The following is a 22,321-nucleotide window of genomic DNA, read 5'->3' as shown; positions in this document are numbered from 1 at the left end:
GATATTCTGACACAGTCCTTTTTCAATTCTTACATCCACTAGAAGTAATTATTGACAGGCCCGATATCTTGTTACAGATTGATGACCAGGGCCGCTTTCGGGCCGGAGGGATCATCATGTCGACGTCCACGCATTTGCGCCGCTTTCTGTTACTCACGACCGGTCTGACCTTGGCTGCCTTACCGGCGCTGGCCGTGGCTCAGGACGCCCCGCCGGCACCTACCGCCACAACGCCCGCCACCGCGGTTTCAGGCAACGACACCGCCATTCCGGAAATCATCGTCACCGCGTCGAAGCGCGAGACGCGGCTGCTGAAAACGCCGCTGGCGGTGACGGCGCTCAGCCAGGATTCGCTGGACAAACAAGGCATCCAAGACGTCCGTGGCCTGGCGACCGCCGTGCCCAATCTGCAAATGGGCCGAAATGGTGATTCGAGTACGGCCATCAGCCTGCGCGGTGTCACCTCGACCGACACGACCGAGGTCGCCGAAGCGGCCGTTTCGATCCATCAGGACGGTTTCTATTCGCCGCGGCCGCAAGGTGCGCTCGCCCTGATGTACGATGTCGAGCGCGTCGAAGTCCTGCGCGGACCGCAGGGCACGTTGTTCGGCATGAATTCGCCCGGTGGCGTGATCAATGTCATCCCGGCCAAGCCGAAGTTCGGCAGCTATTTCGGCAACATCGAAGCCGGTGTCGGCAGCTATAACGACCGCGAAGTCCGTGCCATGTACAATTTCGGCATTAGTGACAAATTCGCCGTGCGCGCCACCTACACCATGACCAAACACGATGGCTACGGCGAACAGGTCCAGGACTTCACCGATATCGCTTCACCCGCCAATGGCATCGTCAAGGACGGTATTCCCGATGTCGATCAACGCTATAACCGCAAGGTGGCGCCCAAGGATTGGTACAACAATGCCAACGAATGGGCCGGCCGCCTGATCGCGCGCTGGCGTCCGAACGACAAGCTGGAAATCACCGGCACGATTTCGCGCTTCGCCGATAACGGCGCCGGCGACCACGACTATGTCGACTGCAAGTCGGCCGAGGGAACGGCGGCGGCCTGCGATCATCAACTGCGCTATCTCAAGATCAATGTCCCGGGCTATACCCGCATGACGCTCGACGATTATCAGTTGAAGACCGCCTATACGATCAACGACTCGATGGTGCTGGAATATCGCGCCGGCTTCGAGGACGAGCGCCGCCACCAACTGGTCGACGACGACGGCGGCTTCTATGCCCCGGAAGAATGGTCATCGATCGGGGAACCGCTGACCGAGGCACAACAGGCGACGCTCTATTACCCGGTGGCCGACAATACCAGCTTCACCCGCAGCAGCAATTACCGCTCGATGACCCACGAAATCCAGCTCAAGTCGAGCGGCGATCACCGCCTGCAATATGTCGTCGGCGCCTTTTATCTCTACGAGCACAAGCAGATCACCTACAGCCAGGACTTCATCGAGAACAAGACCTATGATGCCGACTCGGACTCGTTGATCGACGGCCTGCCGTTCGGCGTTTATTACGACCAGCGCGACCGCACGACGGAATCGAAGGCCCTGTTCGGCCAGTTCGATTACAAGGTGACCGATTCCCTGACTTTTACGCTCGGCGCGCGTTATTCTTGGGACAAGAAGGGCGACCATAACGGTTATGAGTATGGCGACTGGACGCCCGGTCCCAACTGGTACAACGGCCTCTACGAGCCGACCGGTGTCCGTGCCCACCAATCCGATAATCTCCAGGACAATATGGGCACCAATGCGCCGCTCGGCAGCGACGCCAATCCGCTGACCTATGTCACCGACGCCGACAAGAGCTGGAACCAGGGCACTTACCGCGTCGGCATCGAATATAACCCCAGCGGCAACCACATGTTCTACGGCTCGATCGCCACCGGCTACAAGATGGGCGGGATGTACGAGGCAGCGGACTATTGCAACAATGGCTGTATCCATATCCTCGAATACGGTCCGGAACACGTGACCAATTACGAGGCCGGCTATAAGGGCAAGCTGCTCGACAACCGCTTGCAGGTCTCGGCCTCGGTCTTCCTCAGCGACTATCACGACATGCAAAATACCGGCGACAAGGTGATCGGCATCGACACCAATCCGGAAAGCCCTTCAGAAGGCCGGGCGGTAACGGCCTGGACGACCGACAACCTGCCCTTGGCGCGTATCGAAGGGCTGGAGCTCGAATTCAACGCCAAGCCATGGGCCAATGGCGAAGTGGGTGGTTACTTCTCGTGGCTGCACACCGAGGTCGTCGAAGGCACGTTGATCGACGAATATGCCTGCGGCGAGCGTACCATTTTCGGCCAGGGTGAGTGCGGCGCGCCGGACGAGCCGATCAGCATCAAGGGCAACCAACTGCCGTTCGCGCCGGAACTGTCGCTGACCGTGCACTATCAGCACGATATCAAGCTCGGCAACGGCTACCGCCTGGAGCCCTATGTCCAGATGCACTGGCAGAGCCGAATGTGGCTCGACGTGCAGAACTATAACGGCGCGCACCTGGCGCAAAAGCAGGACGCCTACGCCAAGTTCGACGCCAGTCTGCGCATCACGCCGCCGGGCGACAACTTCTATGTCGAACTGTATGGCGAGAACCTGGGCAATACGGCGACGAAGAACTTTCAAGGCGCCGATCAGGGCCATCTGCGCGCCAGCTATGACGATCCGCGCACCTTGGGTATTCGCATGGGCTACGATTTCTGAGTTTTCCCAAACACGTTTCCCAGAGGCGGCGAGTACTGCCGTCACCCTGCCCGGCGCCGCCTTGACCTGCGGTGCCGGGCTTTTTCTTATCCCTTTAGCCGGTAGCCGACGCCCGGTTCGGTGATAATAAAGCGCGGCTGCAACGGGTCGTCCTTGAGCTTTTCGCGCAGGTGCTGGGTGTGGATGCGCAGATAATGGTTCTGTTCATTGCTATGGCGGCCCCAAACGGCCTTCAGCAGTTGCGAGTGGGTGAGGACGCGGCCGGCATGCTGGACCAAGACACTCAGCAACTTGTATTCGATCGGCGTCAGGTGAACATCCTCGCCGTCCAGCGTCACCCGCCGTGCCGCCAGATCGACATTCAGGCTCTCGAAGGCATAAACCGCTCCGCCGTCCTTTTCGGTGCGGCGGGCATGGCGCAGGGCGACCTTGATGCGCGCCAGTAACTCGCCGGCGGCAAACGGTTTGGTGAGATAGTCGTCGGCGCCGTTTTCCAGAGCCTCGACCTTGTCAGACTCCTGATCGCGTGCCGACAGGACGATGATCGGAACCTGCGACCATTCGCGGATCTGACGGATGAAGTCCTGGCCGTCCTGATCGGGCAGGCCGAGATCGAGGATGACGACGTCGGGCCGGTTCAGGGTCAGCTTTTGCAGACCTTCGTGCGCCGTTTCGGCCTCCAGCGCCGTCAGGCCTTGGGCCGTCAGGGTGGCGCGGAGATACTTACGGATATCCGCCTCGTCCTCGATGATCAGTACGGTCGCCGCTTCGCTCATGATGGGTCTTTAACGACAGGCAGGGTGAAAATAAAGCTGGCGCCGCCGCCACTCGGATTATTCTTGGCGTAGATCATGCCGCCATGCGCCTGGATGATGCCGCGGCATATGGCCAGTCCAAGGCCCGTGCCGTCGCTGTGACGGTCGGAGCTTTCGCTTTGCGAGGTCTGAAACTTTTCGAAAATCTGTTCCTCATCGCCGGGTTTGAGGCCGGCGCCGTTGTCGCTGACCCGGACGCGGACACGGTCGGCATCCTTTTCCAGGGTCAGGGTGATGACGCCGGTCACGGGCGACGTATTGGCGATCGCATTGTCCATCAGGTTGATCAGCACCTGTTCGATCAGGGCGCCGTCGATCATCACCATCGGCAATTGACCCGTCACGGCGCTACGGATTTGGCGTTCGCCCTTTTGCGGTTCGACGCGCTGGACGGCGGCGCCGACGATTTCCTGGAGCAGATAGGGCTGGAAGTTGAGCTTGAGGTGACCGGACGTGATGGCCGCCATCTTAAGCAGGTTGCTGACAAATTTCTGCAGGTGGCCCAATTGGCTCCATAGGGTGGTCAACTCGTCGATGGCCTCACGCGGCAGCTTCTTGCGCATTTTCAACAAGGTGCTGACCCCGCCGTTCATCACGGTCAGCGGCGTCTTGAGATCGTGCGACAAAGACGCTAGCAGGACATTGCGCAGCTTTTCGTTTTCGGTGTCGATGCGCGATTTTTCGGCTTCATCGGCGCGGCGCGCACGTTGCAGTGCATTGGCGATCAGACTGGCCACGGTCTCGAAGACCAGGTGCTCGGCACCGGTGAACTGGCGCTCGGAGTCCGGAATGAGACCCAGAACGCCCAAGGTCTCATCTTCCGCGAGCAGCGGCAGGTAAAGGCCGCGCGCCGATGGCAGGGTATTGGTGTGGCGGCCGGCGACCTGGCCGTTCTGGCTGACCCACTGCACGGCGCCCAATTCCTTGGCGTCATTTTCCGTCTCGCCGGCCGGCCATTGGGTGAGGGTTGGGCCTTCGCGTGTCCACAATCGCACCTGGCACTGGAAGGCGGGTGACAAATGGCGGACAGTGACCTGGCTCATGGCCTCGAATCCTCGCACCGACGACAGATTGCGCGTCAGGTCATAGAGCAGGCGCGTCTCCTGCTCACCCTTGCGGGCCAGGCGGGCATGGCGCGACAGCTGGGCGGTCAGGGAGCCGACGATCAAGGACGTCACCAACATGAAGCTGAAGGTGAAGGCGTAGTGGCTGTCGTAGAAATCGAAGGTGTAATAGGGTTGGGTGAAGAAGAAATTGAAGGCGGCGATGCTGAGCACCGAGGTCAGGACGGCCGGGCCGATGCCCAGCCGCGCCGCCGCGATAACGACCGCCGCCAGATAGATCATGGCCAGATTATCGGGATCGGTGACCGGGCGGAAGGGGAAGGCTATGCCCGTCGTGATCATGACCAGGGCGGCACCGAAGGCGAAGCTGCGCGGTCGGGCGATAAAGGATCGCCAGAAGCGGGCGTCGGCCGGCTCGGCCTTGACCGCGCTGTCGTCGCCGAGCGTCGTGATCTCGATATCGCTGCCACGTTCGATCAGCTTTTGCGATAACGACTTGCCGAGGCGGAACAGGGGGGCGCGGCGCTGGCCGACGACGATGCGGGTAAAGCCATTCTGGCGAGCATAGGCCAGTATGCTGGTTGCGGCGTAGCCGCCGGGCAGGCGCACGACCTGGGCGCCCAGTTTTTCAGCCAGGGTCAGGTTTTGCTCGATCTGCTGGCGCGCCTTGTCGCTCAAGGTCTCGTGACGGTCGGTCTGCAGATAGAGCGCCGACCACGGCGCCCGCGCCCGCGCTGCCATGCGCCGGGTGTGGCGGATCACGCGGGCCGACAATTCGTCATGGCCGACCAGGGCCATGATCTTTTCGCCCAACTGGGCCTCGTCCTGGCCGAGCGCGGCATTGAGCTGGTCGCTTTGGGCATCGACGCGTTCGGCGGTGCGGCGCAGGGCCAGTTCGCGCAGGGCCAGCAGATTGGCCTTCTTGAAGAAGTTTTCAGCGGCGCGGGTATTGGCGCCCTCGGCGACATAGACCTTGCCCTCGGCCAGGCGTTTCAGCAGTTCTTCGGACGACAGATCGATCAGGGCGATCTCGTCGGCGGCATCGAACGCCTTGTCTGGAACGGTTTCCTTGACCCATACGCCGGTCAGGCCGGCGACCTGATCGTTGACGCTTTCCAGGTGCTGAACGTTGAGCGTCGTATAGACGTCGATGCCATTGTCGAGCAGTTCGGCGACATCCTGCCAGCGCTTGGGATGGCGCGATCCCGGTGCATTGGTGTGGGCATATTCGTCCATCAGGATCAGGGCGGGACGGCGTGCAAGGGCGGCGTCGAGATCGAAGTCTTTCAGCCTGACGCCGCGGTGTTCGATGTCCAACAGCGGAAGGACGGGCAGATCGGCGGTGAGGGCGTGGGTTTCGGCGCGACCGTGATGTTCGATAACGCCGATGACGACATCGCGGCCGGCGGCCAGGTCGCGCCTTGCCTCGCTCAGCATGGCGTAGGTTTTGCCGACGCCGGCCGAAGAGCCGAAGAAGATCTTCAGCTTGCCCCGGCCGGGACCCATACCCTGACTGGACGCGGCGTCGCCCTGGTCGGCAAGGACCAGGGCGAGCAGTTTATCGGGGTCGGGTCGGTTATCGCTCACGTGATTCGCTTATCCAGACGGAGATTGACCTCTAACACATTGACGCGCGGTTCGCCCAAAATCCCGAAGGTTCGGCCCTTGGTCGAGCGCGCGATGGCGGTGTTGACCTCGGCTGCGGGGATGCCGCGGGCGCTGGCGATGCGGGCGGCCTGATAGGCTGCGGCGGCCGGGCTGATCTCGGGATCGAGGCCCGAGGCGGAGGCGGTAACCAGATCCACCGGAATCTTGGCGGTATTGCCGGGGTCGGCGGCTTTCAGGGCGTCGATCCGCACCTTTACGGCGTCGATCAGGGCCGGGTTGTTAACACCGAGATTGGAGCCCGAGGAGGCGCCGGCATTGTAGGGTGTCGGGCCCGTGGCGGAGAGGCGGCCCCACAGATACTTGTCCTGGGTGAAGGATTGGCCGATCAGGGTCGATCCGATCGGTTGCCCCTTGGCGTCGCGGATGAGGCTGCCCTCCGCCTGCTTGTGGAAGGCCGTCTGGACGATGGCTGTGGTGAGTAGCGGGTAGAGGCCGCCGAAGACGAAGGTGACCAGGCAAAGGAGGATGACGGAGGCCTGAACGTGTTTGAAGGTGGACATGATCATTGTTCCTTAAGCGAGGTGAACGGCGGCCAGACCCATATCGATCAGCTTGATGCCGATGAAAGGGGTGATGATACCGCCCAGGCCATAGATCAACACATTGCGGGTCAGCATGCTGCCGGCCGATTCCGCCCGATACTTGACGCCTTTCAGCGCCAAAGGCACCAGGGCGATGATGATCAGGGCATTGAAGATAACCGCCGAGAGAATGGCGCTTTGCGGTGATGCCAGATGCATGACATTGAGCGCGCCCAATGCCGGATAGGTCGAGGCGAAGGCCGCCGGGATGATGGCGAAATATTTGGCCAGGTCGTTACTGATCGAAAAAGTCGTCAAGGCGCCGCGCGTCATCAGCAATTGCTTGCCGATTTCGACGATCTCGATCAGCTTGGTCGGGTCGGAATCGAGGTCGACCATATTGCCGGCTTCCTTGGCGGCCTGGGTGCCGGAATTCATCGCCACGGCGACGTCCGATTGGGCGAGGGCCGGGGCGTCATTGGTGCCGTCGCCGACCATGGCGACCATCTCGCCACCGGCCTGCATCCTGCGGATATAGGCCAGCTTGGTTTCCGGCGTTGCCTGAGCCACGAAGTCGTCGACCCCGGCTTCGGAGGCGATGGCGGCGGCGGTCAGCGGATTGTCGCCGGTGATCATGACGCTCTTGATGCCCATCTTGCGCAGGTCGGCCAGACGCGCCTTGATGCCCGGCTTGACGATGTCCTTGAGATAGACGACGCCGAGGATGCGCGGCCCTTCGGCCACGGTCAGCGGCGTGCCGCCCTTGCGCGCGATGTCGTCGATCTGGGCCTGGACTTCAGGGGCGACGGTGCCGCCCTTCAGTCCAACCAGGGCGGCGATGGCATCGCCGGCGCCCTTCAGGATGTGGCGTTCGTTGACGACGATACCCGAGACACGTTGTTCGGCGCTGAAGGGAATGAAGGTAGCGTCGAGATCGCCCGCATGGCGTTCCGGCAAACCGTACCGACCTCGGGCCAGGGCGACGATGGAACGGCCTTCGGGTGTTTCGTCGGCCAGAGACGACAGTTCGGCGGCTTCGGCCAGTTGCTGGGCGGTGACGCCCGGCGCCGGGAAAAACTCAACCGCCTGACGATTGCCGAAGGTCAAGGTGCCGGTCTTGTCGAGCAGCAGGACATTGACGTCGCCGGCGGCTTCGACGGCACGGCCCGAGGTGGCGATGACATTGGCCTTGATCAGGCGTTGCATGCCGGAAATGCCGATGGCCGACAACAGCCCGCCGATGGTGGTCGGGATCAGGCAAACCAGCAAGGCGACCAGAACGGTGATGGTGATGACGTGGCCGGCGCCGGATCTGGCGACGCTGAACAGCGAAAACGGCAGAAGGGTGGCGACGGCGGCGAGAAAGATCAGGGTCATGGCGGCCAGCAGGATCGACAGGGCGATCTCGTTGGGCGTCTTCTGGCGTTTGGCCGACTCGACCAGGCCGATCATGCGGTCGAGAAAGCTTTCGCCCGGATCGGACGTGACCTTGACGACGATGCTGTCGGACAGGACGCGGGTACCGCCGGTGACGGCGTCGCGATCGCCGCCGGACTCGCGGATGACCGGGGCGGATTCGCCGGTGACCGCGCTTTCGTCGACCGTGGCTATGCCCTCGATGACCTGGCCGTCGGCGGGAACGACGTCGCCGGCTTCGATGACGATGATGTCGCCCTTGCGCAAGGTGGTGGCGGCGACACTGGCAATGGCGCCGGACTTATCGCGCTTTTTTGCCATGACGTCGCGGCGGGCCGAACGCAGGCTGTCGGCCTGAGCCTTGCCCTTGCCTTCGGCGACGGACTCGGCGAAATTGGCGAACAAAAGCGTGAACCACAGCCAGAAGGTGACGAGGCCGACGAACCACAGCGGCTCTTCGGCGCCATGCCACACCAGCATGCCGGCGAAAATCAGGGTCGTCATGATGGCGCCGACGAAGACGACGAACATGACGGGATTGCGGATCTGGTGGACGGGGTTGAGGCGGACGACGGCGCTCTTCAGCACGGACGCCATGTCGGCGCCTTCGAACAGGCCGGATTTTTTAGCAACGGCTGACATGATTTTTAGCCTTTGAAACTATTCAGGAATTCGACCACGGGCCCAAGGGCGAGAGCCGGCGCATAGGTCAGAACCCCGACCAGAACGATGACGCCGATCAGGACGGCGACGAACAGCGGCGTGTGGGTCGGCAAGGTACCGGCCGAGACGGGTACCGTCTTCTTGGCGGCCAGGGAGCCGGCAATGGCGAGTGCCGGCAGCAGGACGAAGAAGCGCCCGATCAGCATGCAGATGCCCAGCAGGCTGTTGTAGAAGGGTGTATTGGCGCTGAGGCCGGCAAAGGCCGAGCCATTGTTGTTGGCCGCCGAGGTGAAGGCGTAGAGCACTTCGGAAAAGCCCTGGGCGCCGGGATTATAGATGCCCGCCTGGCCGGCCTTGGTCAGGACCGCGATAGCGGTAGCGACCAAGACGACGGTACAGGGTGCCAGGATGGCGACGCTGGCCATCTTGATTTCGAAGCTTTGGATCTTTTTGCCGAGATATTCCGGCGTGCGTCCCACCATCAGGCCCGAAATAAAGACGGTGATAATGACGAAGATCAGCATGCCGTAGAGGCCGGAACCGACACCGCCATAGATGACTTCACCGAACTTCATCAGGACCAGCGGTACTATCCCGCCCAGCGGTGTAAAGCTGTCGTGCATGGCATTGACCGAGCCGTTGGAGGCGGCGGTCGTCGCCGACGCCCACAGGCCGGAATTGACGATACCGAAGCGCGTCTCCTTGCCCTCCATATTGCCGCCGGCCTGGGTGGCCGACGCCATCTGGTCAACGCCGAGCGCGGCGAAATGCGGATTGCCGCCCTGTTCCTGCGAGATGCAGAACAGGGTCAGCGGCACGAAGACCAGGGTCATGGCGGCCAGCAGGGCAATACCCTGGCGGCGGTCGCCGATCATGTGACCGAAGGTGAAACAGCAGGCTGCCGGAATAAGCAGGATGCTCAAGACCTCGAGCAGATTGGCCAGCGGTGTCGGGTTTTCGAAAGGATGTGCGGAATTGGCATTGAAGAAGCCGCCGCCATTGGTGCCGATCATCTTGATGGCTTCTTGACCGGCGACCGGACCCATGGCCAGGGTCTGGGCTGGTCCTTCGAGGGTATGGACGGTGACATAGGCATCCAGGGTCTGGATAACGCCTTGGGATGCCAGGAGAGTGGCCAGGATCAAGGACAGCGGCAGCAGGATATAGAGCAGGGTGCGCACCAGATCGGCCCAGAAATTGCCGATACCGCTGGCCGATTTGCGCACCAGACCGCGGATCAATGCCGCCATGACGGCGAGGCCGACGGCCGCCGACAGGAAATTCTGCACGGTCAGGCCGACAGCTTGGCTGACATAGCTCATGGTCGTTTCACCGCTATAGGACTGCCAATTGGTGTTGGTCAGGAAGCTGACGGCGGTATTGAAGGCGAGGTCGGGCGACAGGCCGGGCAGGTTTTGCGTGTCGGGCTGTAAAAGCCCTTGCGCCAGCAGAATGCTGAACAACAGGACGAAGGACGCGAACGAGAAGACGAGAACGGCCGTGGCATAGCTTTTCCACGACATATCCTCATCCGGCTTGATGCCGCTAAGGCTATAAAATACGCGTTCGACCGGTCCGAGGACCGGCGAGAGGAAGGTCTTATCGCCCGCGAAGACGCGCGCCATAAAGCCGCCGAGCGGCCAGGCGAGCGCCAGCAAAAGGACGAGATAGAGGCATAGCTGAAGCCAGCTATTGCCGGTGAGGGCGTAACTCATGACAGCGCCTTTGATGTTAAGGGAAAAGTTCGGGTTTGATCAGCGCGACGATGAGATAGCCGGCGATGGCGACGGTGATGATGCCGGCCGCGATATAGAGGGCAATCATGATCCGCCCTCGCGCATGGTTTCGCAAAAGGCGACAAAGGCACGGCAGATAATGAAAAAGACCGCCGCGCCGGCGAGATAAACAAGGCTCATGGTAAAAACCTCCGGTGAGGATGAGGTTTTAGACCTAAGCGCGTATGGCGGGCGTACAGACTGGAACAGGTCGCATATAGATTGCGTATAGCTCTTCGGGTTACGCTTCGAGTAGGGCGTCCATTTCTTCGCCCAGCTGACCGATGGTGAACGGCTTGGTGATCAGGTGTGTGCCGGCATCGAGGACACCGTTGTGGACAATGGCGTTCTGGGTATAGCCGGTCATGTAGAGGACGCGGATATCGGGACGCGTCGTATTGATTTCATCGGCCAGGGCGCGGCCGCTGCGGCCGGGCATGACGACATCGGTGAGCAGGACGCTAATACCGGGCGCCGTGTTGAGGACCTGTATGGCCTGATCGGCATTCTCGGCGCTCAACACGTCATAGCCGAGTTCGGTCAAGGCTTCGGCGGCAAAATCGCGGACACCGGGCTCGTCGTCGACGACCAGGACGGTCAGGTTGCGCCGGTCGTTGTCCGCCCGTTTGGTGACCTCGGGCGGGGACGTCTCGGCGTCTTCCTGTGAGCGCGGCAGATAGAGCTTAATCGTCGTACCGAGGCCGACTTCGCTATAGATGCTGATATGGCCGCCCGACTGCTTGATAAAACCGTGAACCTGGCTGAGACCGAGGCCGGTGCCCTGGCCGACCGGCTTGGTGGTGAAGAAGGGTTCAAACACCTTGTCGATAATATCGCGCGCCATACCGGTGCCGGTGTCGGTAACGGCGACCAGGATATATTGGCCGGGTACGACCTCTTCCTGGGCATTGGCATAGGTGCGGTCGAGATAGGCGTTGGCGGTCTCGATGGTCAATCTGCCGCCGTTCGGCATGGCGTCGCGGGCATTGACGGCCAGGTTGACCAGGGCGGTTTCCAACTGGCCGACATCGACATGGGCGCGCCACAGGMCGGCCCCGCGGACGGTCTCGATGGCGATGGTTTCACCGAGCGTCCGGCGCAGCAGATCGGACATGTCGGTCACTGACTTGCCGATATCGGCGGAACGCGGGTCCAGCGGCTGCAGCCGCGAAAAGGCGAGAAGGCGTTGGGTCAGGGAGGCGGCACGCTTGGCGCCTTCCTGGGCCATGGTGACGGAGCGCAGCAGCTTGGGGTCAGCGTCGGGGAAACGCCGCATCAGCAGGTCGAGATTGCCAAGCACAACTGCCAGCATGTTGTTGAAATCGTGAGCTATACCGCCTGTCAGGCGTCCGACCGCCTCCATTTTCTGGCTTTGCCGCAAGGCGGCTTCGGCACGTTGGCGCTCATCCATTTCCAGACGCAGACGGCGGTTGCCCAGGGTCAGGGCGCGGGCGTCGAAGGCCATGACCGTCAGCATCAGGGACGCCATGACTACCAGCAGAGCGGCGCCGCCATAGCGAGCGGCGCGGGTGCCAATCGCCTCGGCCCGCTGACGAAAATAGACCGTGCCCAGGGTGACGCCGTTTTGCACGACCGGAGCACGTACCGAAATGACCGCGTGGCCGTCGTCAGCGGTCTGGGTATGGGGCAACTCCGTGGCCACGGCTTCCGGCCCATAACGAGCGACCATGATACCCTTGTCGTCATAAACAGCGACAGCCTCGATATCTGGATTGGCCTTGAGGGCGGAAATATATTCCCGGATCGCCTCGGCGTCACCGAAGGCCAGGGCCGCCGACACGGAATCGGCCAGAATGCGCGCCTGAACATTGGCCGACTGTGTCAATTGGGTCTGGTGGCGCGACTCGGCATAGACGGCCAGACCGATACTGGCGCCGACCAGGGTCATCAGGCTGATCACCACCACCAACAGGCGGCGATGCTCGACGATATGCGCCCATCGTAGCATCATGGTCGGATACCGCCCTTTACGGACAAGGCAAGATTAAGCAGTTTGGAACTGATCGGCAGGTGGCTTTCGGTCGCGGCACGTTGATCGATGCGGAAGCGGACACGGCCGTCCTGGACGGCGAAATCGACAATGCCGGCAGGATCGGTGCCATCGGTCACGGTCAGGACCGGCATACCGTGTATGGCGCGCAGGGCCTTGGCGGTACTTTGCGTCGTCGAGCCGCCGAGATAGGCGATATTACAGGTCGATTCCGGACCGATGGTATCGACCCGGGCGATGACAAAGGGTCGGGCGCCGAAGCTCTGGCCGGCAACCGCGCGATCCAGCGTCTCACCGAACGGGTCGGAGCCAACGACGCAGATAACCAGTGGCCGGCCGGTATCGTTCACCGGCCAGTCGATGAACGGCGCCAGCTTGTAGAGATAGCTGGCCTTGACGGCGACCTCCAATTGGGCGGTCTGCGCCTGTGCCGCCGGCACGGCGAGACCCAGGATCGTCGTCGCCACGACGCCTAAGCAGAACAGGACCGGACTGGCGGCCTGTACCATCATCAATAACCGTAGACAACGGACAGCAGGATCGACCGGCCGACATAGCGCACGGGCGTTGTGCTCGGGTCCCACATTTCCAGGTGGCGGGCGTGGAAGAGGTTGGAGGCGTTGAGGGCCAGTTCGACATTGTCCTTGACCCGCCAACCGACGTGGACACTGGCTTCGCTGTAGCCTGGTACAGGCGTGTGGCGAATGGGGCCAACGGCCCGTAAGGTGACATCAAGATCGACCGTCGGTGTTATATCCCATTGCGAGCGAATGCGCGCCTGGTAGTCGGGGTCCATGCCCTGGACGGCCAGGCTCGACAGGTCCGTGTAACCGGGCTTGAGCTCGAAATGCTTGTGCAGCAGGTTGAAACCAGCGTCGAGTCGCCAATCGGGGGTGATCTCATAATCGCCCCAGGCCTCGAGGCCATAGGTGGTGCCGCGTCCCCCATTTTTCAGGATAAGGGGAAATATTGTGGGCAGGGTATACTGGTAGGTGCGCAAATCGTCGTACATATTGTAAAAAGCCGACAGCGATAGTGAGCTTTTCGCCGTGGGCTTGGTACGCCAGCCGGCCTCTATGGCCGTCAGTTTTTCAGACTGAAAGTCGGGCGACGGGATCAGGATCGGTGGCGCCTGCAGTTCGCGTTCAATGCGGTTGGGTGTACGAACGGCGCGCGACACGGCGCCCCACAGCAGGCTGTTGGGTTGGTACTGCCAAGCCAGCCGCACATTGGGCAGCCAGGCGAAACCGGAATAACTGTTGTCCTCGCCCTTCAGGCCGAGCGTCAATTTGAGATCGGGGCGGAAGGCGATATCGTCCTGGGCGAAGACCGAACCCAATGAAATCGTCGTTTTCGGCTTGGCGAACTGGGCGATATTGAACGACTGGAAGTTCTCGTTCCAGGTGCGCAGTTCACCACCCCAGACGAACTGATGCTTGCTGCCGAACGACAAGGTTTGCTGGGCATTGATGTCGAAGGTGTCGCGCGCTTCGTGCAGCGGACTTTCGATCGAGTTCGGCTGGTCGCGGACGTCGTGGGCGATATAGGTATTGACGGCGATGTTGGAGCCGTTGGCCAGGTCGTGCGTCCAGCCACCGGCCAGACTGTAACCGGTGAAGTTGGTGTCTTCCTCGATAATGGAATTATCGTAGGCCTCGCCCTTGATCGTATAGCTTCCGTTGTCAAGGACGCCGTCGAGAGCGAACCCGCCATGAAGGCCGCGGAAGGCGTCGCTTTCCGTCGTCGAAGCCTCGGCCGCCCGGCTCTCGCCGGTATTGAAGCCATCGGCGAATAGGCGATAGCTGGTGCGCGCACCCAGCTTGCCGCCGTAGCGAACGGTCAGGGTACGCTTGAAGACGCCGGCGGTCGCCCGCAGATAGAGACCTTGCGTATCGGCGGCGTTCTTGGTGATGATATTGATGACGCCGTTGACGGCATTGGCCCCCCACATCGTGCCGCCCGGACCGCTGACGACCTCGATGCGGTCGATATTGTCGAGTGTCACATCGACCTGCTGCCACAGGACGGTCGAGGCGATCGGTTCATAGATGCTGCGGCCGTCGATCAGGACCAGAAGCTTGTTGGCGGTTTCCGGCGAATTGAAACCGCGCGCCGTCACCGTCCAGCTCCAGGCATTGATCTTCGCGACTTCGAGATTGGGCGCCAGGCGCAGAACTTCGGGCAGGCTGACAGCGCCGGAACGGCGGATGTCGGCGGCTGTGATGACGAAGACAGCGGCCGGAGTCTCGGTCAGCGCCTCAGGCCGTTTGGAAACGGACGTGACTTGAAGATTGGCCAGATCGTCGAGCGACAGACCCTGGAGGTCTTCGACCGATTGCGGTGGCGTACCAGTATCGGCCGCTAGGGCGACCCCGGCGGTCAAGGTCGTCGCGCCGGCAGCCACGACAAAGACCGTGATGCTGCGATGGAGCACCTTGGTCGACGAGACATATAATGCTAGCTTGCCCATCCCGCCCCTTGGATGTTGAATTGTTGTGCGGAATTATTTCGCTCGAAAAATAAGAAATCGATAGGGTTGTCGAAAGGGCCGCCGCTTCCTTACAATCGGAGAGGTTGCCAGATATTGGTGTGGAAGGTGTTAAAGTGCGTATTGTCGTAACGGGAACAACCGGGCAGGTTGTTAGTGCGATTCTGGCGGCGGCGCCATCTGACGTTGAAATCATCGCTCTGGGCCGGCCGGATATCGATTTGGCCGATCCTGACAGTTTGCTGCAACCTATCGTAGCGGTCCTGCCCGATGTCATCGTTTCGGCGGCGGCCTACACGGCTGTCGACAGAGCCGAATCAGAACCCGACCTGGCACAAGCGGTCAATGGCGTGGCGCCGGGGGTGCTGGCGGCGATTGCCGGTGAACTCGGCGTGCCCATCATTCACCTGTCGACCGATTATGTTTTCGACGGTTTGAAACCCAGACCTTACGTCGAGGACGATCCCACTGGACCGCTTGGCGTTTATGGCGCGACGAAATTGGCCGGCGAAACGGCGGTACGGGCGGCAACGGACGACCATGTCATCCTTCGAACCGCTTGGGTCTATTCCCAGTTCGGCGGCAACTTCGTCAAGACCATGCTGCGCTTGGCGCAAAGCCGTGACGAAGTCTCCGTCGTCGCCGACCAGCGCGGCTGTCCGACCTGCGCCGTCGATATTGCCCATGCAGTCATCGCCATTGCCCGGCAGTTGAAAGACAACGAATCGTCCGCCTTACGCGGCACTTTTCATCTGAGTGCGCCGGACGAGGCCAGTTGGGCGGATTTTGCAACCGCGATCTTCGCCGGGCTTGGAGCGCGGGGCGGTAAGACGGTAGGCGTTAACTCCATTGCGACGCGCGACTATCCGACGCCGGCGCGCCGGCCGGCCAATTCCAGGCTGAACGGCGACCAGCTGGCGGCGGCTTACGGCATTCGGTTGCCGTCCTGGCGGCAGTCTCTGGATGGTACGCTCGATATATTATTACCAGAGTAAGGATTGGATATGAAAGGTATTATACTGGCGGGGGGGTCGGGTTCGCGCCTGTTTCCGATGACCATCGGCATGTCGAAACAGATGATGCCGATCTATGATAAACCGATGATCTATTACCCGTTGTCGACCCTGATGGTCGCCGGGGTCCGCGATATCCTGATCATCTCGACGCCTTATGACTTGCCGGCCTTCCAGAAGTTGCTCGGCACGGGCGAGCAATGGGGCATTCAGCTGTCCTATGCCGTCCAACCGCATCCCGGCGGCTTGGCTCAGGCCTATCAGATCGGCGCCGATTTCGTTGCCGGCCGTCCGTCCTGTCTCATCCTGGGCGATAATATCTATTACGGGCCGTCCCTGCCGGCCTTTTTGACCGAGGCGGCGCGCCTGGAAAACGGCGCTACGGTCTTCGCTTATCAGGTCTCCGATCCGGAACGCTATGGCGTGGTCGAGTTCGACGAGCATATGCGCGCCTTGTCAATCGAGGAAAAACCTATTCGCCCGCGCTCCAACTGGGCGGTCACCGGGCTCTATTTTTATGACGCTCAGGTCGTCGATATTGTTGCCAACCTGACGCCATCGGCGCGCGGTGAATATGAAATCACCGACGTCAACAGTGTCTATCTCGAGCGTGGCGAACTCAGCGTGCAACCGATCGGTCGGGGCTATGCCTGGCTCGATACCGGCACGCCCGACAGTCTTCTCGATGCCGCCGAGTTTGTACGTGTCCTGGAAAAGCGCCAGGGTTTCAAGATCTCCTGTCCGGAAGAAATCGCCTGGCGGCGTGGGTTCATTACCTCGGAACAGATGGAAGCCCTGGCCGTCGCTCTGGGGCGTAGCGACTATGGGCAATATCTTCGCAAGTGTTTGGCCGGGCAGTAAAGCCGGCCAATAACAGGGTTGTCGTTTTCCCGTTGCGGCGTAAGGTGCGGCCAACAATAAAGGGAGAACGACATGGGAATGCCATTGACGCGTCGCGCCGCCGCCTTGGGGGCGGTCCTGGGCTTGGCGGGACTGGCCGCGGCCAGGGGAACGAATGCTCAAGCGAAGGCCTGTGACCTGGGGTGGGTACAGCCGCTCAGCGACGACCTCAACGCCATGGCCGACATGTTGACGAAGCGCCTGCAGCCGTGGACGGGGCCGGACGTTGAGGCGCTCCCCGAAGATTTCGGATTTCACGGTGAAGGCCTGGCGACCACGGCCATTCAGGCTGCCATCGATCATCTGGCGCAATCGGGCGGCGGCACGGTCCGGCTGGCCCAGGGCGACTATGTCAGTGGAACGCTCGATCTGCGCAGTTCCATCCGCTTCGAAGTGGCGAAGGGCGCGCGACTGCTGGGCTCGCTCGACCTGAAGGATTATCCCGAGCGTGTTGCCAAACGCCCGACGGTCATGGACAGTAATATGGGCATGAACCAGTCGCTGATTTTCGCCGAAGGCTGTACGGACATTTCGATCTGCGGCGAGGGCGAGATCGATGGCCGCGGCGCCAAGGCCAATTTTCCCGGCGACGAGACCTCGGGCCAGACGCCGGGGCGCCCCTTCGTCATCCGCGTCATCGACTGCACGCGCGTTCATATTAATGGCATCAGCCTGAAGGATTCGCCGTGCTGGATGCAGAATTATCTCAATTGCGAGGATCTGCTGATCGAGAACATTCATGTCGACAACCAGGCCAATTTCAACAATGACGGCGTCGATATCGATGGCTGCCGTCGTGTCATCGTGCGCAACTGTTTCATTAGTTCCGAAGACGATGCCTTGTGTTTCAAGGGCGCCTCGCAACGGCCGATGGAACAGGTCCTGGTCGAGAATTGCCGGCTCTACAGTTCCTGCAACGGCTTGAAGTTCGGCACCGACAGCCAGGGCGATTTCCGCAACGTGCTGGTGCGCAATGTCGAGACCGGCGGGCCGGGGCCGGAGATGCGTTCGCTCAATCGCCGTCTGGCCGATTCCGGCATCTCATGGGAATGTGTCGACGGCGGCACGGTCGAGAACATCCTGGCGACCCGAATCCACATCGTCCGCACCAAGAGCCCGCTGTTCCTGCGCTTGGGCGACCGCGGCAGGGTGCGGCCGGAAGAGGCGCGCCCTGCGCCGGGCAATCTGCGCCGCATTGTCTATGATCATGTTACCGGCAGCGATAACGGCGTGCGCGGATCCTATTTCATGGGCTTGCCAGACAAGGCGATCGAAGACGTGGTACTGCGCGATGTCGACATCTGTATGACGGGCAGCGACTTGTCCGTGCCCGATGAAAACGCCATTCCCGAAATGCGCGGCGACTATCCCGACGCCCTGATGATTAAGGACAGAACGCCTGCCTACGGTTTGTGGGCGCGGCATGTGAAGGGTCTCAATATGGAACGAGTCATCTTCGAGCCGTCCAGCGCCGATTCCCGGCCGATGATCAGAACCGCGCCGGATGTCGTTGGTGTTTGTTCCGCTTAACCCCGCCGCGAAAAGAACCCCCGTCCTAGGGGGAACGGGGGGAAAGGCAGGTGACTTTTAGATACAATCCAGATCGGGGACATGTCCCGAATCATAGAAGTATCCACAAGCTGTCAGACTAATATGTCATATGACTTTACGCGTCACAAGTGAAAAACTGGCCGTCAAATCTGCGAATTTTCGCCTGTGCTGATTGCCAGTGCCGATTGTAAGTGCAGCGGGCATGGTGGTCTGATATATTCGCGGTACTTACGGTGATAGGCGGCAGCATGTCGATCAAGGCAGACAACCAGAAACTCTATCAGGGCATTATTGCGGCCCTGCAGGATGATATTGCCGCCGGCCGCTTTCGCGAAGGCGACCGCCTGCCGCCGGAACGGTTGCTGGTCGAACGCTTCCAGGTCAGCCGCTTGACAATTCGAGAGGCCATGATCGGTATGGAGATACTGGGCCTGGTCGAAGCGCGGCGCGGTTCCGGTGTCTATGTCACGGTGCCGCCCGCCGGTGGCATAGCTGCGGGTGAACTCGATATCGGCGCTTTCGAGTTAACTGCCGCGCGCCGCCTCGTCGAAGGCGAAACCGCGGCGCTCGCCGCAACAACGGCCTCGAATGAAGACGTCGCCGAACTGGAGCAGATCCTGACGCGGATGATCGCTGAAAACGCGGAGAACGTCTTGCTTGATGAAGCGGCCGACCGCGACTTCCACCTCGGCATCGCCCGGGCGACACAGAACGATGCCCTCGTCCTGGTCGTTCAGACCTTGTGGGACGTGCGCGATCACTCGCCTCTCAGCATGGAGATGCTGCGCCGCTCGCGTTCGGCGGGCGTCAAGCCGCGCATCGACGACCATCGCGCCATATTGGATGCCATCGCGGCCCACGATCGGGAGGTCGCGCGCCAGGCCATGCGCGATCATCTCGGCCGGGTGATCGAAAACCTGTTGGTCGCAACGGAACTCGACGCCATCAACCGTGTCCGCGATGAGACCGCACGGTTGCGCGGACGGGCAGGGCTGAAATGAGCCGCCTTGTTTCGCTTGGCGGCCCGTGCAATAGCGATCTGACAACTTAACCCCTTAGTCGTTTTTCATGTCCATTGAACCTGCCATCCCACCCGCGGCCGTCGTGAAATCCGGCCTTCAGACGGCTATTATCCGCTCCGCACGGGTCATCGTAACCTCGCCCGGCCGCAATTTCGTCACCCTGAAGATCGAAACCGACCAGGGCGTGTATGGCATTGGCGACGGTACGTTGAACGGCCGCGAGCTTTCGGTCGTCGCCTATCTCGAAGAGCATGTTATCCCGACACTGATCGGCAAGGACGCCCAGCGTATCGAGGATATCTGGCAATATCTCTATCGCGGCGCCTATTGGCGGCGCGGACCGGTGACCATGACGGCGATCGCCGCGGTCGACACAGCGCTATGGGACATCAAGGCCAAGCTGGCAGGCATGCCGTTGTATCAGTTGCTGGGCGGCCGGTCACGCGAAGGTGTCCTGGTCTATGGACATGCCAATGGTAGCGATATCGAACACACGTGCGACGAAGTTGGACGTTATCGCGAACTGGGCTATCGCGCCATCCGCGCCCAATCGGGCATCCCGGGCGTCAAGGGCGCCTATGGTGTCGGCCGCGGCGACATGTATTACGAGCCGGCCGATGCGACCCTGCCGACCGAAACCCTATGGAACACCAGCTCCTATTTGAGCTTTGCCCCCAAGTTGTTTGCAAAACTGCGTGACGTCCATGGTTTCGACATCGAACTCCTGCATGATGTGCATCACCGTCTGACACCGATCGAGGCAGGACGGCTGGGCAAGGATCTGGAGCCGCATCGCCTGTTCTGGATGGAAGACGCGACGCCGGCCGAGAACCAGGAAGCCTTCAGGCTGATCCGCCAGCATACGACGACGCCCCTGGCGGTTGGTGAAATCTTCAACACCATCTGGGACTGCAAGGACCTGATCCAGAACCAGCTCATCGACTATATCCGGACGACGGTCGTCCATGCCGGCGGTATTACCCACCTGCGGCGGATTGCCGACCTGGCGTCGATGTACCAGGTTCGGACTGGGTCGCACGGCGCCACCGACCTGTCGCCGGTGTGCATGGGGGCCGCTCTGCATTTCGATACGTGGGTGCCTAATTTCGGCATCCAGGAATATATGCGTCACGCCGAAGTCACCGACACCGTCTTCCCGCACGATTATCGTTTCGAGGACGGCTATCTCAAGATCGGCGACACACCTGGCCACGGCGTCGATATCGACGAAGCGCTGGCGGCCAAATATCCCTATGAGCCCAAGCAATTGCCCGTGGCGCGATTGCAGGACGGGTCGATGTGGAACTGGTAACCTCGGTCAAAGCCAAAACGACGTGATGATCGGGGCATCGTATACGATCACGAAAAGTTTCATATATTTGGGTGCGCTGCAACACGACTTGATTGACGTGGGCGGAAAGCCCCTTGCAAATCGTTTCATATGTCCTACATTACAACTGTTCGACGTTGTTACGTCGATGCCCTTCCTGGGCGTTTCCTCCCTGTAAACTTGGCCGCGCTGTGTAGCGCGGCTTTTTTTTACCCATATTCCCGGCCGCATTTCTTTTGACGGCGGAGACGAGGGGGCGTAGCTTGCATCTATAAAAAATACCGGGTTGTAAACGCCTATTAAGGTCAAGTGCATGCTGAGCCGCTCCCCACCACGCCTGACGGGCCTTGTCGGCGACATCGGCGGCACCAATGCGCGGTTTGCCGTCGCCACCCGCAGCGGCGAAGATGTCGATCTTGACCACTGCCAGACTTTGGAATGCTCGGGCGTCAAGGATTTTCACGAGGCTATTTCGACCTATAGCCGCCATATCGGCGGCCTGCCGAAGCTCGACTTTGCCGTTGTCGCGGTCGCCGGTCCGGTCAAGAACGGCACGATCAAGTTCACCAATCTCGACTGGCTGATCACCGAACACGACTTGGCCGACACGACCAAGGCGCCCAAGGTCAAGCTGATCAACGACTATGCGGCACTGGCCTATTGCCTGCCCTATCTCACGGACGAGCATACCCGCACCATCGGGCCGGCGACTAAGGGCTTCGGCGCGGCCTGGTCGGTGTTTGGACCTGGCACCGGCTTTGGCGCCTCGGTCCTCGTCGGCGGATCGTCCGGTCCCTATTGCCTGTCGACTGAGACCGGTCATATATCCTTTGCCCCGGTCAATGATTTCGAGGTCGAAATCCTCAGCTTCCTGCAACGTAAGTCGGGCCGTGCCACCCTGGAAATGATCCTGTCGGGGCAGGGGATCGTTAATCTCTACCAGGCGATCTGCGCCATCTGCGGCGAGCAGGCCGGTGAACTGACGCCGGCCCAGATCACCAATCTGGAGGGCGGGGGCGGACCGCAGTGCCGGGCTACCGTCGAGGCCTTCCTCGACATCCTGGCCTCGACCTGCGGCGAATTGGCCCTGATCCACGGCGCGACTTCGGGCGTCTATATTGCCGGCGGGATCGCGCCGCGCCTCATGCATCTGATCGACGCCAAACGTTTCCGCGCCCGCATGGAAGCCAAGGCGCCGATGGGGGACATGGTGGCGATGATCCCGAGCCGGATTATCATCCACCCCTATCCAGCCTTGCTCGGCGCCGCCGAAGCCCTCAGCGAACAGGCGATATTGGCTTAGATCTTTGTTTTTCCGCGTAATTTAACCGAAAAGTGCCATCCACTTTATCGGA

The 22,321-nt window shown here is 61.1% G+C and carries 16 protein-coding genes; 7 read left to right on the top strand and 9 right to left on the bottom strand.

All coding sequences use genetic code 11. The features are described 5' to 3' along the window. The first annotated feature begins 116 nt into the window (after window positions 1-116). Window positions 117-2,729, top strand: a complete 2,613-nt coding sequence (locus AC1DX3_RS17775; RefSeq protein WP_476990663.1) for a TonB-dependent receptor — start codon at window positions 117-119, stop codon at window positions 2,727-2,729. 86 nt (window positions 2,730-2,815) lie between these two features. On the opposite strand, the gene AC1DX3_RS17770 is transcribed toward AC1DX3_RS17775, so the two are convergent. From AC1DX3_RS17770 to AC1DX3_RS17730, 9 genes are all read right to left on the bottom strand, one after another. Next, complete coding sequence (locus AC1DX3_RS17770; protein ID WP_476990662.1) at window positions 2,816-3,505, bottom strand: response regulator; 690 nt, start codon at window positions 3,503-3,505, stop codon at window positions 2,816-2,818. Continuing rightward, entirely contained in the window at window positions 3,502-6,195 is a 2,694-nt protein-coding gene (locus AC1DX3_RS17765) for a DUF4118 domain-containing protein (RefSeq protein WP_476990661.1), read from the bottom strand. The genes AC1DX3_RS17770 and AC1DX3_RS17765 overlap by 4 nt, the downstream gene beginning before the upstream one ends. Continuing rightward, window positions 6,192-6,776 carry a potassium-transporting ATPase subunit KdpC gene (gene kdpC / locus AC1DX3_RS17760; RefSeq protein WP_476990660.1) on the bottom strand — a complete coding sequence of 195 codons (585 nt, stop codon included), beginning with the start codon at window positions 6,774-6,776 and terminating at the stop codon, window positions 6,192-6,194. The genes AC1DX3_RS17765 and kdpC overlap by 4 nt, the downstream gene beginning before the upstream one ends. Before the next feature lie 12 nt (window positions 6,777-6,788). Then, the gene (gene kdpB / locus AC1DX3_RS17755; protein ID WP_476990659.1) at window positions 6,789-8,855 is read right to left on the bottom strand and encodes a potassium-transporting ATPase subunit KdpB; all 2,067 of its coding nucleotides are present in this window, start codon (window positions 8,853-8,855) and stop codon (window positions 6,789-6,791) included. A 5-nt stretch (window positions 8,856-8,860) separates the two neighbouring features. Then, window positions 8,861-10,591, bottom strand: a complete 1,731-nt coding sequence (gene kdpA / locus AC1DX3_RS17750) for a potassium-transporting ATPase subunit KdpA (protein ID WP_476990658.1) — start codon at window positions 10,589-10,591, stop codon at window positions 8,861-8,863. Window positions 10,592-10,607: 16 nt separating this feature from the next. Next, complete coding sequence (gene kdpF / locus AC1DX3_RS17745) at window positions 10,608-10,700, bottom strand: K(+)-transporting ATPase subunit F (RefSeq protein ID WP_476990657.1); 93 nt, start codon at window positions 10,698-10,700, stop codon at window positions 10,608-10,610. 192 nt (window positions 10,701-10,892) lie between these two features. Continuing rightward, a complete protein-coding gene (locus AC1DX3_RS17740; protein ID WP_476990656.1) occupies window positions 10,893-12,623 on the bottom strand; it encodes an ATP-binding protein in 1,731 nt (576 codons plus the stop codon). Next, window positions 12,620-13,171 (bottom strand): YfiR family protein, encoded by a 552-nt coding sequence (locus AC1DX3_RS17735; protein ID WP_476990655.1) that lies wholly within the window; start codon window positions 13,169-13,171, stop codon window positions 12,620-12,622. Before AC1DX3_RS17735 ends, AC1DX3_RS17740 begins: the two co-directional genes overlap by 4 nt. A gap of 2 nt (window positions 13,172-13,173) precedes the next feature. Beyond that, window positions 13,174-15,132 carry a TOL_0244 family TonB-dependent receptor gene (locus tag AC1DX3_RS17730; protein WP_476990654.1) on the bottom strand — a complete coding sequence of 653 codons (1,959 nt, stop codon included), beginning with the start codon at window positions 15,130-15,132 and terminating at the stop codon, window positions 13,174-13,176. A 134-nt stretch (window positions 15,133-15,266) separates the two neighbouring features. Here AC1DX3_RS17730 and rfbD point away from each other — a divergent pair, with 134 nt between their 5' ends. The 6 genes from rfbD to AC1DX3_RS17700 all read left to right on the top strand — a co-directional run bounded on the left by rfbD (window position 15,267) and on the right by AC1DX3_RS17700 (window position 22,269). After that, window positions 15,267-16,145 (top strand): dTDP-4-dehydrorhamnose reductase, encoded by an 879-nt coding sequence (gene rfbD / locus AC1DX3_RS17725; protein WP_476990653.1) that lies wholly within the window; start codon window positions 15,267-15,269, stop codon window positions 16,143-16,145. A 9-nt stretch (window positions 16,146-16,154) separates the two neighbouring features. Continuing rightward, a complete protein-coding gene (gene rfbA, locus AC1DX3_RS17720) occupies window positions 16,155-17,024 on the top strand; it encodes a glucose-1-phosphate thymidylyltransferase RfbA (RefSeq protein WP_476990652.1) in 870 nt (289 codons plus the stop codon). A 72-nt stretch (window positions 17,025-17,096) separates the two neighbouring features. Next, entirely contained in the window at window positions 17,097-18,593 is a 1,497-nt protein-coding gene (locus AC1DX3_RS17715; protein WP_476990651.1) for a glycoside hydrolase family 28 protein, read from the top strand. A 269-nt stretch (window positions 18,594-18,862) separates the two neighbouring features. Next, complete coding sequence (locus AC1DX3_RS17710) at window positions 18,863-19,615, top strand: FadR/GntR family transcriptional regulator (protein WP_476990650.1); 753 nt, start codon at window positions 18,863-18,865, stop codon at window positions 19,613-19,615. A 67-nt stretch (window positions 19,616-19,682) separates the two neighbouring features. After that, on the top strand, window positions 19,683-20,948 hold the full coding sequence (gene manD, locus AC1DX3_RS17705) for a D-mannonate dehydratase ManD (protein WP_476990649.1): 1,266 nt from the start codon (window positions 19,683-19,685) through the stop codon (window positions 20,946-20,948). A gap of 331 nt (window positions 20,949-21,279) precedes the next feature. Then, window positions 21,280-22,269: a glucokinase gene (locus tag AC1DX3_RS17700; RefSeq protein ID WP_476990648.1), complete on the top strand. Its 990-nt coding sequence runs from the start codon at window positions 21,280-21,282 to the stop codon at window positions 22,267-22,269. Window positions 22,270-22,321: the final 52 nt, after the last annotated feature.

Source organism: Asticcacaulis sp. P2_B1, assembly GCF_056404915.1.
Note: the sequence above shows the minus strand (reverse complement) of the source record. Positions and strands in the feature narration are given on the sequence as shown.